Annotated in this window: 16 protein-coding genes and 1 rRNA gene; 2 read left to right on the top strand and 15 right to left on the bottom strand. The window is 61.8% G+C overall.

The annotated features are described in order from the left end of the window. Window positions 1–17 precede the first annotated feature (17 nt). The 5 genes from sufD to BN2664_RS02010 all read right to left on the bottom strand — a co-directional run bounded on the left by sufD (window position 18) and on the right by BN2664_RS02010 (window position 5,922). A complete protein-coding gene (sufD, locus tag BN2664_RS02030; protein WP_007001889.1) occupies window positions 18–1,184 on the bottom strand; it encodes a Fe-S cluster assembly protein SufD in 1,167 nt (388 codons plus the stop codon). Next, on the bottom strand, window positions 1,184–2,635 hold the full coding sequence (gene sufB / locus BN2664_RS02025; protein WP_007001890.1) for a Fe-S cluster assembly protein SufB: 1,452 nt from the start codon (window positions 2,633–2,635) through the stop codon (window positions 1,184–1,186). Before sufB ends, sufD begins: the two co-directional genes overlap by 1 nt. Continuing rightward, window positions 2,616–3,362 carry a helix-turn-helix transcriptional regulator gene (locus tag BN2664_RS02020; RefSeq protein WP_007001891.1) on the bottom strand — a complete coding sequence of 249 codons (747 nt, stop codon included), beginning with the start codon at window positions 3,360–3,362 and terminating at the stop codon, window positions 2,616–2,618. The genes sufB and BN2664_RS02020 overlap by 20 nt, the downstream gene beginning before the upstream one ends. Window positions 3,363–3,513: 151 nt before the next feature. Beyond that, window positions 3,514–5,700 carry a lipid II flippase MurJ gene (locus BN2664_RS02015; RefSeq protein WP_007001892.1) on the bottom strand — a complete coding sequence of 729 codons (2,187 nt, stop codon included), beginning with the start codon at window positions 5,698–5,700 and terminating at the stop codon, window positions 3,514–3,516. Between the two features lie 24 nt (window positions 5,701–5,724). Beyond that, a complete protein-coding gene (locus BN2664_RS02010) occupies window positions 5,725–5,922 on the bottom strand; it encodes a hypothetical protein (protein WP_058120602.1) in 198 nt (65 codons plus the stop codon). A gap of 247 nt (window positions 5,923–6,169) precedes the next feature. Between BN2664_RS02010 and BN2664_RS08940 the strand changes: the two genes are divergently transcribed. Next, complete coding sequence (locus tag BN2664_RS08940) at window positions 6,170–6,586, top strand: LCP family protein (RefSeq protein WP_269431462.1); 417 nt, start codon at window positions 6,170–6,172, stop codon at window positions 6,584–6,586. Here BN2664_RS08940 and BN2664_RS02005 read toward each other — a convergent pair. From BN2664_RS02005 to BN2664_RS01965, 9 genes are all read right to left on the bottom strand, one after another. Then, the gene (locus BN2664_RS02005) at window positions 6,507–7,076 is read right to left on the bottom strand and encodes a hypothetical protein (protein WP_058120601.1); all 570 of its coding nucleotides are present in this window, start codon (window positions 7,074–7,076) and stop codon (window positions 6,507–6,509) included. The genes BN2664_RS08940 and BN2664_RS02005 overlap by 80 nt on opposite strands. Then, the gene (locus BN2664_RS02000) at window positions 7,077–8,060 is read right to left on the bottom strand and encodes a copper transporter (protein ID WP_007001894.1); all 984 of its coding nucleotides are present in this window, start codon (window positions 8,058–8,060) and stop codon (window positions 7,077–7,079) included. An 11-nt stretch (window positions 8,061–8,071) separates the two neighbouring features. Next, on the bottom strand, window positions 8,072–9,250 hold the full coding sequence (gene steA / locus BN2664_RS01995; RefSeq protein WP_007001895.1) for a putative cytokinetic ring protein SteA: 1,179 nt from the start codon (window positions 9,248–9,250) through the stop codon (window positions 8,072–8,074). Between the two features lie 4 nt (window positions 9,251–9,254). Beyond that, the gene (gene recN, locus BN2664_RS01990; RefSeq protein ID WP_007001896.1) at window positions 9,255–10,949 is read right to left on the bottom strand and encodes a DNA repair protein RecN; all 1,695 of its coding nucleotides are present in this window, start codon (window positions 10,947–10,949) and stop codon (window positions 9,255–9,257) included. Continuing rightward, the gene (locus tag BN2664_RS01985) at window positions 10,946–11,794 is read right to left on the bottom strand and encodes an NAD kinase (RefSeq protein WP_007001897.1); all 849 of its coding nucleotides are present in this window, start codon (window positions 11,792–11,794) and stop codon (window positions 10,946–10,948) included. The genes recN and BN2664_RS01985 overlap by 4 nt, the downstream gene beginning before the upstream one ends. A gap of 101 nt (window positions 11,795–11,895) precedes the next feature. Next, on the bottom strand, window positions 11,896–12,723 hold the full coding sequence (locus tag BN2664_RS01980) for a TlyA family RNA methyltransferase (protein WP_058120600.1): 828 nt from the start codon (window positions 12,721–12,723) through the stop codon (window positions 11,896–11,898). 1 nt (window position 12,724) lies between these two features. Then, entirely contained in the window at window positions 12,725–12,949 is a 225-nt protein-coding gene (locus BN2664_RS01975) for a hypothetical protein (protein ID WP_007001899.1), read from the bottom strand. Beyond that, window positions 12,949–13,959 (bottom strand): HAD-IIA family hydrolase, encoded by a 1,011-nt coding sequence (locus BN2664_RS01970; RefSeq protein ID WP_007001900.1) that lies wholly within the window; start codon window positions 13,957–13,959, stop codon window positions 12,949–12,951. The genes BN2664_RS01975 and BN2664_RS01970 overlap by 1 nt, the downstream gene beginning before the upstream one ends. Window positions 13,960–13,993: 34 nt before the next feature. Then, entirely contained in the window at window positions 13,994–14,740 is a 747-nt protein-coding gene (locus tag BN2664_RS01965) for a hypothetical protein (RefSeq protein WP_007001901.1), read from the bottom strand. A 117-nt stretch (window positions 14,741–14,857) separates the two neighbouring features. Here BN2664_RS01965 and BN2664_RS09245 point away from each other — a divergent pair, with 117 nt between their 5' ends. Next, on the top strand, window positions 14,858–15,550 hold the full coding sequence (locus tag BN2664_RS09245; protein ID WP_162137580.1) for a hypothetical protein: 693 nt from the start codon (window positions 14,858–14,860) through the stop codon (window positions 15,548–15,550). 378 nt (window positions 15,551–15,928) lie between these two features. Here the strand turns inward: BN2664_RS09245 and rrf are convergent. Then, window positions 15,929–16,045 (bottom strand): 5S ribosomal RNA (rrf, locus tag BN2664_RS01955). Between the last annotated feature and the right edge of the window lie 7 nt (window positions 16,046–16,052).

The raw sequence follows: 16,052 nt of genomic DNA, 5'->3' as shown, positions 1-16,052 counted from the left end.
ACCGTCCTTCGCGCGCTCTAGAGCGCACCCGTCTCCACCAGGTCGAGTTCGCGCTCAATTGCCGCCATCAGCTTCTCGCGCACCGACTCCACCTCGATTTGTTCCACCAGCTCGGCGAAAAAGCCGCGCACCACCAAGCGGCGGGCTACATCCGCCGGAATGCCACGCGCCATAAGGTAGAACAGCTGCTCTTCGTCAAAGCGGCCGGTCGCCGAGGCATGGCCCGCACCCGCGATGTCGCCGGTCAGGATCTCCAAATTCGGCACCGAATCCGCTTTTGTACCCTCGGTGAGCACGAGGTTTCGATTGAGCTCGTAGGTATCGGTTTGCGCGGCCTGTGGGCCGATCAGCACATCGCCGATCCACACCGAATGCGCATCCTTGCCCTGTAGCGCGCCCTTGTAGGTACAACGCGACTTGCAGTTGGGAAGCTGGTGATCAATAAAAACGCGGTGTTCTTGGTGTTCACCGGTTTCGGTGATGTAGGCGCCCAGGAGTTCGACGTCGCCGCCCGGCGCCAAAAAAGACGTCTCGGACGTGACGCGAACTAGATCACCGCCAATGGTCACCACAATATGGCGAAGCTTGGCGTTGCGGCCCACCTCAATGCGCTGGCTGGAATGGTGCTTGCCGGTGCGCTCTTGCTCCTGCACCGATACCACCGTTACATCTGCCTCATCGCCAACCGAGATTTCTACGGTTTCCGAAAGCAACCCCGGCCCCGAGTGCTCCAGCACCACCGTCCCGCTCGAATGCGGCTCGGCAATGATCCGAGTGTGGGTGGTATTCATGCCTTCCTCCGCGCGAATATTGAGCACCACATCCGAATGCTCCCCGCGCGTCATGGTCACCACGCGCGAGCCGTGCATGGCCGCCCAGGCCAGCGCTCCTGCGCGATCATCGGGCACTCCAACCGTTCCAATCCGCGCGTCCTCGCATTGCACCTCTTCCACGGTAGCCCCGCCCTCAACGCGGAAGGTCGTTGGCGCGGCCGGGCCGGCCAAGCCGTCTTCAATAAACGGCTTCACGCGATCGATTGGCGTGAAGCGCCAATCCTCTTCCTCGCCGCGCCCAGTCGGAATCGGAAAATCCGCTGGATCGAAGCTCTTGAAGCGATCGGAACGGTCCGAATGGGTAACGTGAAAGTGCTCGCCTTTCAAAGTTGCTGTTGATGAATCCGCCATTACCCAACGCTCCCTTCCATCTGCATATCAATTAAGCGATTGAGCTCCAGCGCGTATTCCATCGGAAGCTCGCGCGCGATGGGCTCCACGAAGCCGCGCACAATCATGCCCATGGCTTCTTCTTCAGTCAGCCCGCGCTGCATGAGGTAGAAGAGTTGCTCTTCGGAAACCTTCGTCACGGTTGCCTCGTGGCCCATTTCGACGTCGTCGGTGCGAACGTCCACGTAGGGGTAGGTATCCGTGCGGGAAATATCGTCCACGAGGAGCGCATCGCACTGCACGTTCGATTTCGAGCCGCGCGCGTTTTCGTCCACGTCCACCAGGCCGCGGTAGCTGGAGCGTCCGCCGCCGCGCGAAATCGATTTTGAGATGATCGACGACGTCGTTCGCGGGGCCAAATGAAACATTTTGGCGCCGGTATCCTGGTGCTGGCCGGGCCCGGAGAAAGCGGCCGAAAGAGCCTCGCCGTGAGCGTGTTCGCCCAGCAGAACGCAGGCCGGGTACTTCATATTGATGCGCGAGCCGATATTGCCGTCGATCCACTCCATCGTGCCACCTTCTTCGACGGTGGCGCGCTGGGTGACGAGGTTGAGGACGTTATTCGACCAGTTCTGGACCGTGGTGTAGCGGCAGTGAGCATTGCGCTTGACCACAATTTCTACGATTGCGGCGTGGAGTGAATCCTCCGAATAGATCGGGGCCGTGCAACCTTCCACGTAGTGAACGTAGGAGCCCTCGTCGCAAATAATCAGCGTGCGCTCAAATTGCCCCATCGCCGCGGTATTAATGCGGAAATACGCTTGCAGAGGGATCTCTACGTGAACGTTCTTGGGAACGTAGATGAAAGAGCCACCCGACCACACCGCGGTGTTGAGCGAGGCAAACTTGTTATCGCCCGAGGGAATGACCGTCCCGAAGTATTCCTTCACCAGCTCTTCGTGATCGCGCAGGGCGGTATCCGTATCCACGAAAATAACGCCCTGCTTTTCCAGATCCTCACGAATCGAGTTGTATACAACCTCAGATTCGTATTGGGCGGCAACGCCGGCTACCAGGCGCTCCTTTTCCGCTTCCGGGATTCCCAACCGGTCATAGGTGTTCTTGATTTCAGCCGGCAGTTCATCCCAGCTACGCACCTGCTTATCGGTGGCGCGCACAAAGTATTTGAACTGGGAAAAGTCGATATCGGAAAGATCCGCGCCCCAGGTGGGCATGGGCCGACGCTCAAATAACTTATAGGCGCGCAGGCGGCGCTTGAGCATCCACTCCGGTTCTCCCTTTGCCTCAGAAATTGCCCGCACGACGTTCTCATCAATTCCTCGCTGAGCCGCTTCCCCGCGCTCATCCGAATCGTGCCACCCGTATTCGTAGGCACCACTGAGGTTATCGATAATGTCGCGCTGTTCGGCGACGGCTTCGGCCACGGCAGCTTCATGCCGCGTTTGTCTCATTTTCTTCCTTCCCATCGAGATTCAGGTGAGTAGTACGTGTGTGCGCCGGCAGATTTGGATCGCGAACCGCCCGAACCGCGGGAACCGTGAGCGTACAGGCATGCGCTCCGCCAGCCTGGGTGGCAATCCGCTGCACATGCACACCAAGCAATTCGTGGAAAGCCTCCGTCTCCGCCTCGCACAAAAGGCCGTGGTTTTCTGCCACCTCACGAATTGGGCAATGCCCCTGGCAAAGCTGCAACATTGGTGTGCCATCGACACTCCGAACAGAGGCCGCGTATCCATCTTGGGTTAGCGCTCGCGCCAAGGCTTGAACTCGCCGGCGCGGATCTTCTCCCGCCCCTTGCACCACTGGTGCGTAGCGTTCCACTAGCGCTTGTTTGCGCGCCTGCGCGTATGCCTTCATTCCCTGCTGACCCATGGCACTGGAAATAAAATCTAGCGCCGAGTTGGCGATGGTTCCGGAAGACTCACCAAAATCCGCCTGACCGCTACTGGTCGCGACGTAGCGGCGCGAGGGCCTGCCTCGACGCGCCTTGCCGTGACTGCCTGAGTTATAGGTGGTGATAAGTCCTTCGGCTTCCAGTGACGAGGTGTGGCGCCGCACCGCAGCGGCGGTGAGCACCGTAATTTGTGCCAGTTCCATAGCTGAAATTGGCCCGTTCTCTACGATGAGGCGAAGGATTCTCTCATGTGTGCGTTCGCCATCGCGAGCGTGTGCGCTCATCACGTCTCCCTCCCGCATCGATTAAACAACGTTTTCTTTGCGTAATCTACTACATCAGATATTACGTTTGAACCGTTCCAGACTGGAACGTCGCCTACCACACGTGTGCGTGAGCAGGGGTTATATCCGAAACTGGTAAAGCGCGCGTTCGCTAACCGCGTTGGCTTTTAGCGCGATACGCCAAGGCCGCCATAGCGAGCGTTGGGCACTGCAAATCACCGGCGAGCACCCCCGCGACGACGTCGTCGAGCCTCACCCACCGCTTCTCAATCTCCGCCTCTTCCGCCTCGCGCTGGAAGGGGACGTCGCATTCACTCAGGCCGCGGGCGACGTAAAGAATCAAGCGTTCGTTATTAAAGCCCGGCGAGCTGAAATAGCTTACCAGCGGTTCAATTGACTCCGCCTCGTAATCCGTTTCCTCACGCAATTCGCGCAGGGCGGCGTCTGCTGGCGCTTCGCCTTCGACGTCGAGGATCCCGGCTGGAATCTCCCACATCATGGATCGGACGGGCAGGCGGTATTGGCGGATAAGGAGAGCTTCTTCGCCGTCTTCTGCCTGGCGTAATGCCAGTACACCCACCGCGTCGCCGCGATCAATCCAGGTACGCGAGAAACGCTCGGAAGTGGTGGAGAGCGTGGCTTCTTCTTCGAAAACATTGACGAAGCCGCCATATACCTGAGTAATTTGCGAGTCGGTGATATGCCCGGGCGTGAAGGCGTCACTTAGCTCTGCCATTGTTTGCCTTTCGTTAGCTACTGCCGCGCCACCGCGGCTGGCGAGTTCATGCCGATCAACCACAACGATACTTCCGCCCCCAATGAGGAGAACCAAAGCCCCCGCCACGACGGTTGCAAGCAGGGAGGCCATCAACCCGGTGCCGAGTAGATGCAGGCACCACACGCCGGCCCCGTAGCCGGCCGCTCCGCCCGCGATCGCCGCGGGAAGTACCACGAGGATGGAGCGCGAAAGCCCGCGCACGGCGTCCTTGCCTACGCAGTGGCGAATGGCGAGCACTTGGCCCACCGCTCCCACCAGCATCCCCACCGATAGTGCAATTCCTATGGTAGCGAGCACCTCCCGGCGGCCCGAAACGCCCACGGCGATTCCAACGCCGAGTGCTGCCACGACCGAAAGCCAGGCGAGCGAGTTCACCGTCACCACGCTTCCGGCTGCCTCCACGGCGTAAAGCACGCGCGAACCGTGGTAAATCACCGCGTAACCGAGCAGGCCGGGCGCCATGGCGGCCATCGCGGTGGCCATTCCCTCCGCCGGACGAAGCACATCGAAAACTCGCTGGGCGGGTAGCGCTACTGCGACAAGAAGCGCCACACATACCAGGCCGATATCAAAAACCAACCTAGTGGATCGGGCGGTGAGCTTGGCCAGTCCCGGCCGGCCCGGGAGGGCTGCAGCCTCGGAGAGCCGCGGGAACACCGCCGTCGCGATGGGAACAGCGAGGACGGCATAGGGCACCATATAGAGCTGGTTTGCGAATGTGTAAACGGGATACGTTCCGGTATCGCCCTGGGAGTTGGCAAAGAGCATAATGGCCACGATCTGAATCTGCTGGGCCACCAAACCCGCCAGCCCGGCCCCGCACAGCCGGAGGGCGCGCCGGCCTACCCCGGCCGGGAAGCGGAAAGTGGGGCGCAGGCGAACTCGGCGCATCACCGGGATGAGCTGGGGTAGAGAGAACGCGGCCACGCCAGCGGTAGTTCCCCACCCCAAGATATAGAGCGCCAGCTGGCTGATGCGCGCAGGATCGTTTTGGTGGCCGCCGCCAACGTGGGCGAAGAGCACGAATATCCCAATGACCACCACCGAGTTCAGTAGCGGGGCGAGGGCGGGTAGCACGAACTTCTTATGTGCCTGGAGCACGCCGGTACACACCACAGAAATCCCGTACAAAGGGATTTGCCAAGAGAACATACGCAATAGCGAGGCGCCGAAGGCCACCTCCCCCGGGTCAGTTCCCGCACCCAGCAGAAAACTAACGATGGGATAAGCTCCCAGACTCACCGCCGCGGCGAGCGGAACGCCCAGCGCGATAACCCAGGTAAATAGCGCGGACGCGGTACGCGAAACGTCCTCCGCCAAATGCTTGGCGAGGAAGCCAGAAATAAGCGGAATGACCGCCGCCGCCAAAGCTCCGCCGGCCGCGATCTCGAAAAGCACATTCGGTACGGTGTTTGCCGTCGAGTACGCCTCGCCGGCCGCGGTGGCTCCGAGGGCGCCGTTTTGCACCCAGGCCCGCACAAAGCCCGCGGCTCGCGCTAAGGCGGTAAGCACCGCGATAACGCCCGCCGTGCCTAAAGCGGTGCCAAGTAGTTTCTTCATCGTCGCGCCTTCACCGCTTCGCTTTCAGCGCCGGCCCAACTGGTCGATAAAGCGCAGGGCGGAGTTGTTCTCAATAATCGAGGTGAAGGAGACCTTTTCGCTCGCAAGTGTTAGGCCTACCAGCCCGGCGAGGATGCCGCAACGGGTCGGCCGGCTTTCCAGGCTCGCCAGCGCGAAGCCCAGGCTGGCGCCCAGGGCATTGGCGCCGGTATCCCCCAGCATGGCACTGCCGCGCAGGTCCTCTGGCGCGCAAACCGCAATGGTCGCCAGCGTGGCGGCGCCCTGCGTGCGATGTGTCTAAGAGACAGCGTCTCGGACGTGACGCGAACTAGATCACCGCCAATGGTCACCAAGATCGGAAGAGCGTCGGGTAGGGCAAGCGTGTCGATCTCGGTGGTCGCCGTATCATTACAACAAAAAAAAACAATGCAGCTCACAATACGCATTACGGAGACTANAGCTCTCCGGCTTGACTGTGGACCGCTACATTCAGGTTTCCATGGGTGGAGTGGCCAACCTGGTCGACGCCGTGGGCGGCATTAACCTGTGCTACGACGCCGATGTTTCCGACGTCGACTCGGGCATGGAGTGGACCGCCGGATGCCATGACGTGAACGGCCAGCAGGCGCTTGCTTTCTCGCGGATGCGCAAATCTGACCCGCTAGGCGATATTGGCCGCACCAACCGGCAGCGCCAAGTGGTCTCCCAACTTATCTCTAAGGCCGCCTCCCCGAGCACGCTGATTAACCCATCTCGCCAGCGCGAACTGGTTGGGGCCGCGGCTGCCTCCCTGACCACCGACTCCGCTACTTCCCTCCGCACTCGCCCGCGCCGCGCTCGCCCGGTAGCGCGACCGCTAAAAGCGCCCCCGCGCTGCTTACCTTGAGGGCGCGGCCGGGGCGTAGATCGAACAGATTAATAATATTCGCGCTCGCCGCAATGAGGCCGGAACGGATCACCCAGTCCAGGATCGGCCGGTCCGCGGGGCGCCGTAGCGCCCCCGCGCTCAATAGCGAGGCGCCGCAAATGAGGAACAGTTTCAGGTTCCCACTGGTAGGTACGCCGCGGCTGGCCGCCTCCAGGTGCCCGCGCAGACCCTTGGGATCTTCGGCGAACTTCCCGGCGCAAAAATCGTCGACGGCGCCGGCACCCGCGGCACCGCCTACTGCCAGCAGGCCCGCCCACGGGTGCGGCCCGACGGCGCTTCCCGCCAAAGTTCCGGCCGCGGCCACGAGCCCTTCGCCCAGGCTTACTGTGCGACCACCGTGTGCTTGGCGCTGGAGGAAGCGTGAGCGCTCGTGCCCCAGCTTTCCGAGCGCAAGCTTTGCGAGCGCGGTAGCACCAAACGCCGCTAAACCACCGACGAGTGGCCGCATTTAGGCCGCCGCCTCGGGCGCCTCGGCCCCGCTGGCCGCCCTGGCGCTGGCGTCCACGCGCTGCCCCATTACCTCGTTGGCGCCCGTGCCTACACCGAGCGCCACCTGCTGGCCCGTGAGGGCCGAGGCCGTGGCCATCGCGGCATTCACATTTGCCAGGGCGCTACCGGAGGAATCGACCGTCGAGCCTGTGCCATTGTGGCGGATACGGTCAAGCGTCGAATCGGGAACGTCCGCGGTGCCCACCGCCACGGCGGGCCCGCGCGAGGCCCACACGCCAAAAGCGTCCGCGTAAATCTGGGTGATATTTGCCCGCGGCGTCGCCTGCGCGCTGGGCTCAGCGGCCGGCTGGGCGTACAGGGATTCTTCGGTAATAAAGATCACCGCTTGCGCCGGCTGGGCCGGCTCCTGGGTGATCTCAAGCAGGCGATTGTCCTGCGAGGTGAGGAGGGTTTTCAGGCTCTTCCCGTCCGGATCGGCGGTGCCCTTGCGCGCCAGGGTATCCACCGCCGCCGCCACGGTGGCCTCTTGCGAGGCTCCCTCCGGCACATCCTTCACATAAGTATTGAGGTTCCCTGCCAAGACCCCGCGGTAGGCCGCCGAAGCCGCCGACGAGTAGTTTTCCGTCAGGGTGACAACGCCGGTAACCTTGCCGCCAGCAAATTCGATTTGCTCGCGCACTCCGGCCACCGCCGAATCCGGCGTTTGCGGCGCCACCACAAGTGCCACCGTGCGGTTGGTCAGCGTGCCAGCCGTCAGTTGCTCGCCCGCTCCCACCACGGCGCGGTTTGCGGCGTCGAGCTCGGTTTGCGCGCGCGAAAGATCGGTTCGCAAAGAATCGCGAGATTCGCGTAGCGCGTCAACCTGACCCGTGAGGGTATTGGCAATCGATCCCTGCAGCGGTCCCGCGCCGAGGATGATTCCCACCGCGAGCGCCAGGAAAACCGACACCAGGGAAACTACGTGATACTTAAAATCAACCATCGACTACATCCTTAGAAAAGCGTGCCTAGCCAGGCCCAAAAATCACCCATGCGGGCACCGACAACCGAGAGGGTCGCCTGCCCGGCGGCGGTCGAAGCGAGGGCGACGCCCACGGCGAGGACGCCGGCAATAATAAGCAAAAAGATCATCCAGTTGGAGATGCGCGAACGATAGAGGCGCGAAACGCCCTTGGCGTCAACGAGTTTTCCGCCCACCACCAACCTGGTGAGGAACGTTGAGGCCATGCCAGCACGCCCCTTATCGAGGAATTCCACCAGCGTATTGTGGCTTCCCACGGCGACTATCAGCCCCGCTCCCTCGGCATCTGCCAGAAGCATAGCTACGTCTTCAGAGGTTCCCGTCGCCGGGAAAACCACGTGATCGACCCCGAGGTCCTCCACGCGTTTCTTTCCCGGGGCCTGCCCGTCTCGATAGGCATGAACCACGATCTCGGCCCCGGATTTGAGCGCGTCATCGGAAACGGAGTCCATATCTCCGACGATAATATCGGGCTTATATCCCGATTCCAGAATCGCGTCCGCTCCGCCGTCGACCCCAATCATCAACGGATGGTATTCGCGAATATACGGGCGCAGGGTGGCGAGGTCCTCCTTGTAGCGATACCCGCGCACCACAATAAGAACGTCGCGCCCCTCCAGTTTGGTGCGGATATTCGGGATACCCACCCCGTCAAGGATGAGGTTCTGCTCCTCCTCCATATACGCCAGGGTATTGACGGCGAAAGCTCTAAGTTGCGTGGTCATGCCGGCCTTCGCGGCCTCCAGTGAATCGGCGATCGATTCGGCATCTTGAATGGTGCCCTGGGCAATGACTTTCCCACCACTGGTGACCACGCCGTCGTCGTCAATCTCCAGATGCTCGCCCTCACGCACGTCCATAATCGCCGTACCCAAATCGTCAATAAGGGGAATGCCGGCCTCGTTGAGTATGCCCGGCCCCAGGTTGGGATAGCGCCCCGAAATTGACTTTGCCGCATTGAGCACCGCGGCGGGTTTAGCCTCCACCAGGGTTTCGGCGGCAACGCGGTCAAGATCCACGTGATTGATCACCGCAATATCGCCCGGCTTGAGCCTGCGTACGAGGTGCTTGGTGCGCCGGTCCACCCGGGCGGTTCCGCTCAGGGTGCCGGCGTCATCTACCTCGACTTTGCGTCGTTTTATCCATGCCACAACGTCATCGTGCCACAAACGCGGCGCGAAGTAGCTCAGCGGCGTGCGCGCGTGCCACGTCTGTTTCGTTACCCGAGAGCATGCGGGCAAGCTCTCGGACCCGCTCCTCCCCCTCCAGGCGTACCACCTGGGTACGGGCGCGACCGTCCTCCGTTTCCTTCACGACGGCGTCTTGCGTCCCGGCAAAGGCCGCAACCTGCGCCAAGTGCGTCACCACAATGACCTGCGAGGTAGTGGCGAGTTGGGCCAGGCGCCGCCCCACCGCGGTGGCGGCCTTGCCGCCAATTCCCGCATCAATCTCATCGAAAAGGAAGGTGTGAGAACCTTCACTGAGCTTTTGCGCCAGGGAAACTTCAACCGCCAGCATGACACGCGAGAGTTCGCCGCCGGATGCGCCCTGCCCGAGTGGTGCCAGTGGCGCACCGCGGTGGGAAGCGAGCAGGAATGCCACCGCGTCCGCGCCGCTTGCCCCCGGCTCAACCTCTTCCACCCGCACCTCGAAAGTGGCGTCCGGAAGCGATAGATCCGGTAGCTCTTGACTCACCCGCGACGCGAGGGCTTTACCTGCTCGCCGGCGTTGGGCGCGAAGCTTCTTGCCTGCCTCAAGCATTGCCGCATGAGTTTCTTCTACCCTCGCCTTCAGGCCGGCGCGCCTGCCTTCCGGATCGGACAGCTTGCCCAGTTCTTCCCGGGCTCGCTCAGCCTCCTCCACCGCGCTATCTAGGTCCATCCCCAGTTCTTTTCGCAAACCTGCCAATTCCTGACGCCGGCTGTAAATTTCTGACAGCCGTGCCGGCTGCGCTTCACTGGAGCGAGCTAAATTAGCGAGCTCTGCGCCCACGTCATCAATTTCCGCGGCGACCGTCTCCAGCCGTTCGTAAAGCTCTGCGACGGCGGGATCGTCGATTTCTTCCAGTGCTCTGAGCGCTTCACTCACCGCCTGCGAGGCGGGATTATCAATAGCGTCTGACCCGGTGAGCAGGGCCGCGGCGCGCGAATACGCCGCATAAAGCTGCTCGGAGTTTTCCAGCCGCCGCGCCTCGGCACGAAGCTCCGTATCCTCCCCCAGGCGCGGACGCACCGCATCGACTTTGGAAACAAGTGCCTCGAAGGCCAGGCGCCGCTGCGCGGCTTCTTTGGCTCCCTCTTCGAATTCGGCTAGCTTTTCACGTGCCCGCAGATGGGCTGCATACGCTCCGCTCCAGGCTTTCTTTGCCCGCGCGATCGCCTCGCCGCCGTATTCATCGAGCGCGGCGCGCTGCTGGGCGGGGCTCGCGAGGCGGATTTGGTCTGATTGCCCGTGCACGGTAACAAAGCTTGAGGCAATTTCGCGGAGCACCGCCGTCGGCACCGAATGCCCACCCACGTAAGCGCGCGAGCGTCCTTGGGACGGTACGTGGCGAGCCACAATAACTTCCGCCGTCTCACCGTCGACGTCGTAGATGCCGCCAGCATCCGAGATGCGCTCCAAAATGGGCGAATCAGCGGGCACCACGAAGGTTCCCTCAATTTCGGCGCGGCTCGCCCCGGCACGCACCCGCGAAGCGTCCGCTTTTTCACCTAAAAGCAGTTGCAAAGAGGTGACCGCCATGGTTTTTCCTGCCCCGGTTTCTCCGGTCAGCGCGGTCAATCCTTCGCCTAAATTGAGCTCGGCTTCCGCGATGACGCCGAGGTTTCGAATGGTGACGTGATCGATCACCGGCGTCCCTCCATCTGGCTCCAGCCGCGCACCGGCAGTTGAAAGCGCGTAACGAGGCGCGCGGAGAAGGGAACGTCGGAAAGCCGCGCCAGCAGAACCGGTTGCGCTCCACGCACGGCGCGCAAGACGGCTCCGCTCGGTGCCTCCACGCTTCGCCGGCCGTCGCACCAAACTTTGGCGCCCTCCCGCAACAGGCGAACTTCAAGAATTGAATCTGGACTCACCACCAGTGGCCGGGTGAACAGGGCATGTGCGGCCACCGGCGTCATCACCATGGCATCCACATCCGGCCAGACCACCGGCCCGCCCGCAGAGAAGTTGTAGGCAGTTGAACCCGTGGGAGTGGAAAGCAAGATCGAATCGGCCTTATAGGCGGAGATCTCGCTTCCGTCTACCCCCACCGAAACCTCGATAAGGCGCGCGTGGTCACCTTTTTCAATGGATGCTTCATTAAGTGCCCAGTTCCACGCGACTTTTCCATCCGGATAAATCACCTGTATGTCAATGGTCATCCGCTTTTCCACGCGCCAATCACCAGCCGCAATGCGCTTGGCTACCGTCGGTAAATCAGCGGGATCAGCTTCGGACAAGAAGCCCATATGACCGTAATTGATGGCCATAACCGGGGCATGAACAGCTCGCCCAATTTCTGAGCCACGCAAAAGGGTGCCGTCCCCGCCCAGCACCAAAATGAGGTCACTATCGGCTGCGCCGGCGTAGGTTTCCGAGGTGTCAATGGCAACGCCCAGCTCCGTTAGAAGCTCCTGAGCCTGTTCCACAGAGCGCGAAAGCTCTGCGGACATGGTCCGATTAACAACGAATGAGACCTTGCGCTGTTTATCCACCCGGCATCCTCCTTGCTAGCACATGTGGTGATCCACCGGCCGGTTGCCCACGCGGGGCCCGCCGCCCTCCATGGTAACCCGGCCCGCCGCCTTAGGCCGCCTTATCCACCCTTGCCAGCTGGACCTTCGGCCACCGCTACGCGCGCCGCATCTTCCAGGCTCTCGCCCAGCGCATCCGGGCCGCCTTTGCGCATGTGCAGGAAATACTCCACGTTCCCGACCGGTCCGGGAAGCGGCGAAGGCGCGATCGCAAGGATTGCCAGACCCGCTTCTCGCGCCGCCGTCGCCACCTTCACCATTGCCTCCACGTGGTAATCACTGTTGCGGACCACGCCGTGCGCGCCAATTTTTTCTTTCCCCACCTCGAACTGCGGTTTGACCATAAGCAGGAAATCCGCGTTTTGTGCTGCCACCGCCGCCAGAGCGGGGATCACCAAGGTGAGCGAAATAAACGATAGATCGCCCACCACGAGACCGGGTTCGGGCTGGATTGCTGACGGTTCGAGCGTGCGCACATTCGTCCGTTCCATCACCGTCACTCGCGGGTCCTCGCGAATTTTCCACGCGAGTTGCCCGTAGCCAACGTCGACGGCGAAAACCTGTTGTGCTCCGCGCCGCAGCAGAACATCGGTGAAGCCACCAGTTGAGGCACCGGCATCTAATGCAATCGCGCCCTCCACCACCGGGCCCTGCGCGCCGAGCTTGTCCAAAGCACCCAGCAACTTATATGCCCCGCGGGATACATAGTGCTCTACGCCGTCATCCTTGATGACCAAGGCCTGTGCCGGATCCATCTGCCGTGCCGGCTTGGTGACTTCTCCGCCGTCGAGAAATACCCGACCAGCGCGGATGAGGTCCCCCGCCTCGGCGCGCGAACGCGCCAAATGGCGGCGGACCAATTCCGCGTCGACTCTAATGAGACGTCCCATATTAGGCCTGCGCTCTACCCAGCTGACGGTTGAGCTCAGCGAGCACGTGCTCTAGCTCTTCCAGCTGTTCGAGGACGGTCTTGCCCTCAAGCGAATCCAGGGCAGAAGCGGCATCAACCGGCGCATGCGGCTTAGGCGCCGGCGCGCCCGGCCGCGCCGCGCCCGCGCGGTCTACGCCCGCGCGCTCCGCGCTACCACGCGCCTCTTCGGCTTCCTGGTTTCCCATTAGCGCACCACTTTGAAGTTGGGGAGCTCTTTGGCCACTTCTTCGCGCGAGGTGCCGCCGTCGATCGCGTCCCACACCGCGTGAACCGCGGCGCGATAAACCGCAAGGGGAATCTCCTCCCCGTTCTTTTCGCTCACCTCAAGCGTCGCGCCGTTCATTTGCGCCCAGCTTTCCTCGCAGTGCCATTTGCCATCCGCACCCTTGGCGATCTGCGGATAAATCTCGTTGAGCACCCGTAGGTCGTCGGCGAGGAAGGCGGGGCGCTCGATCGGATCAGCGAGCATAATGTCGCGAGCCGAGTTCACGCCCGTCAGCACGTGCAGGCAGGGAATCTGCGCCGCCACGGCACCGCGCACATCGGTATCAAGACGATCTCCCACCGAGAAGGGGTGCTTGGCCTCCAGCTTTTCGGCCGCCAGCTTGTAGATCCCCGGATCGGGTTTGCCCGGCGAATGTGGCTTGACCCCCGTCGCGTTGGTAATACCCGCAACCAAGCTTCCGTTACCGAGCATATGTCCGCGCTCCTGCGGCAACGTGGCATCCAGATTCGTGGCGATAAACTTCGCCCCGCGCTGGATCGCTAGCGCCGCCTCGGAAAGATCACGCCAGCCAATCTCCGGGAAGAATCCAACAATCACCGCCGCCGGATTCTCGTCAGCTGAAGCAACATGCTCAAAACCGGAGTCTTCCATCGCCGTATGCAATCCGGCTCCGCCAATGACGAGCACCTTAGCCCCGGCCGGGACGAGTTCCTGAGCCAGAAGCACCGCGGCCTGCGCCGAGGTGAGAACGTCCTCCGGCGTAGTTTCCAGGCCCAGGGAATTCAGTTGCTCCGCGACGCTTTCGGGCGGACGCGAAGCGTTATTCGTCACGAACACTGCCTTCATCCCGTTGGCGCGCGCCAACGAGTACCCCTCAGCGGCATGCGGAACCGCCTGCCCGCCGAGATACGCCACCCCATCCAGGTCAAAAAGCGCTCCATCATAGTTTTGCGCAAAAGGAAGAGCCACCTAAATACTCCTTTTTCCGGTTACCGTTGTACCTCTAGGCGTCCCGATTAGCCTCGTCCGTCTCGTCATCGGCCTCAGCGGTAGCTTCGGCTTCATCGAGCTCAGCCTCGTCCAAGTCGCCTTGTTCGTCATCCTGAGCATCCGATTCGTCCAGATCATCCGCATCGTCCTCGGCCTCATCCGCAGACGCGGCAGAATCAGCCGAATCAGCGAACGCTTCGTCGTCATCCTCCTCGGAGGCGAACAGATCTACTTCGCCCTCGCGATCATAAACCGGCAACCACTCAGCTCGAAGCTCCTTCGCCTCGTCGGTCCGCCCGAGCGCCTCAAGCCGATCAGCCTTCACGAGTTCAACGCGCGCGCGGAGCTCCGGCTCCAAGTTCTCCGATTTGATTTTTTCGACGACGCTCAATGCGGAATCGAAGTCTCCCGCGTCCGCGCGTGCGCCGGAGGTGACGAGCGCAAGTTCGATTTGCGCAGAAGGCGAGAGCCGCTTGAGCGGAACCTCTGCAATGAAGGCGAGCGCCTTTTCCGGCTTACCCAGGCCGCGCTCCGAATCTGCCTCTAGCGGCGCGTGGGAGTAATCGTCCGTCATGCGTCGGTAAGTGCGCAGTTCGCGCAAAGCTTCCGAGTAACGACCGGTCAGATAAGCAGCAATTCCGAGCGCTTCACGCACAATGTCCACACGTGCTGCGTGACGATAGGCCGCCTTGGCGTGATCGTAAGCCAATTCGGGATTCTCATCCATCATCATGCCGGCATAGACCAGATGCCGCGCCACTCGCTCCTCATTTTGCTTGGAGAGCGACTTCAGGCTACGCGCGGACTGGCTGTCCAGATCTGAGGCGCGAACGGTCTCCGGTACGAACGGATCGCGCGGCCGAGAATCGTGCCCCTCGTGTTCACGCCGCTCGTGATCGCGGCGCTCGTGATCGCGGCGCTCGTAATCGCCGCGATCCCCACGCTCAAAACGATCGCGGCGGTCAAACTTGCCACCCTTGTCGAAGCGATCCCGGCGACCGAACCTATCGCGACGAGCAAAGCGGTCTCCCCGCTCAGAACGCCCACGGCGGTCGAACTTGCCACCCTTGTCGAAGCGATCCCGGCGATCGAACCTATCGCGACGATCAAAGCGGTCTTCCCGCTCAAAACGTTCCCGACGCTCGTAGCCGCCATCACCACGACGATTACGGTCACCGTAGGGCTTGCGGTCAAAGCTACGACGGTCCGAGCGCTCATCATCGTGGCCTCGGTAACCGCTCCCGCGGCGATCGGAGTCATCCCGCTGGTGCCAAGAGCGCCGTTCACCATCCTCCCGACGCTTGTAGCCCGAGCGGCGGTCGTCATTTTGCCAACGACGCTGCCCGCCGCGGCGATCGCCGTCGCCCCACCGCCCGCGGCGCCCGGAACGATCATTGTTCCAGGAGCCACCACCAGACCGGCGGTCCGAGCGATCCTCATAATGATCACTGTGATTGCGAGATCCGTGCCGTTCGCCGTCGTTTTCCCAATACTTCTTACCTTCGCGACGGTCCGATCCTCCATAGCTACGGTTACCCCGATCGCGCCTAAATTCATTACCTCGGTGTGAGCCGAAGTTCCCTCGCCCACGATTTCCCGATCCACCGCGTCCCGACGCGGATTCCCATCCATTAGAGGAACGATTTTCGTCCCGACGTTCTGACATTAGATCCTCGCACTTCACTTATAAAGCAACTGGCCCTAACGGCCTGCAATAACTATCTGATCGGGCCAACCCGCCCGCATTTGCTCAGCACAACATTCAGTTGGCTTCATTCTCTTCGCGAATCCACCCTCAATTTCGGGACGAAACATCACGGCCACTCAGGCCCAGGTTCTTCGCGTAACATCGCACTTCAACTTAGCGCGCTTTATCTTACACACAAGAAACGGGATCTGCATCTTGGCTATTCCGCCTGAGATGCAAATCCCGTCTCTTCACGATTGATGACGGCGGTGACCTACTCTCCCACACCCTCCCGAGTGCAGTACCATCGGCGCGGGCAGTCTTAGCTTCCGGGTTCGGAAAGGGACCGGGCGTTACCCTGCCGCTATAACCACCGTCAAACCAG

Source organism: Actinobaculum massiliense (assembly GCF_001457435.1).
Lineage (GTDB): Bacteria > Actinomycetota > Actinomycetes > Actinomycetales > Actinomycetaceae > Actinobaculum > Actinobaculum massiliense.
Note: the sequence above shows the minus strand (reverse complement) of the source record. Positions and strands in the feature narration are given on the sequence as shown.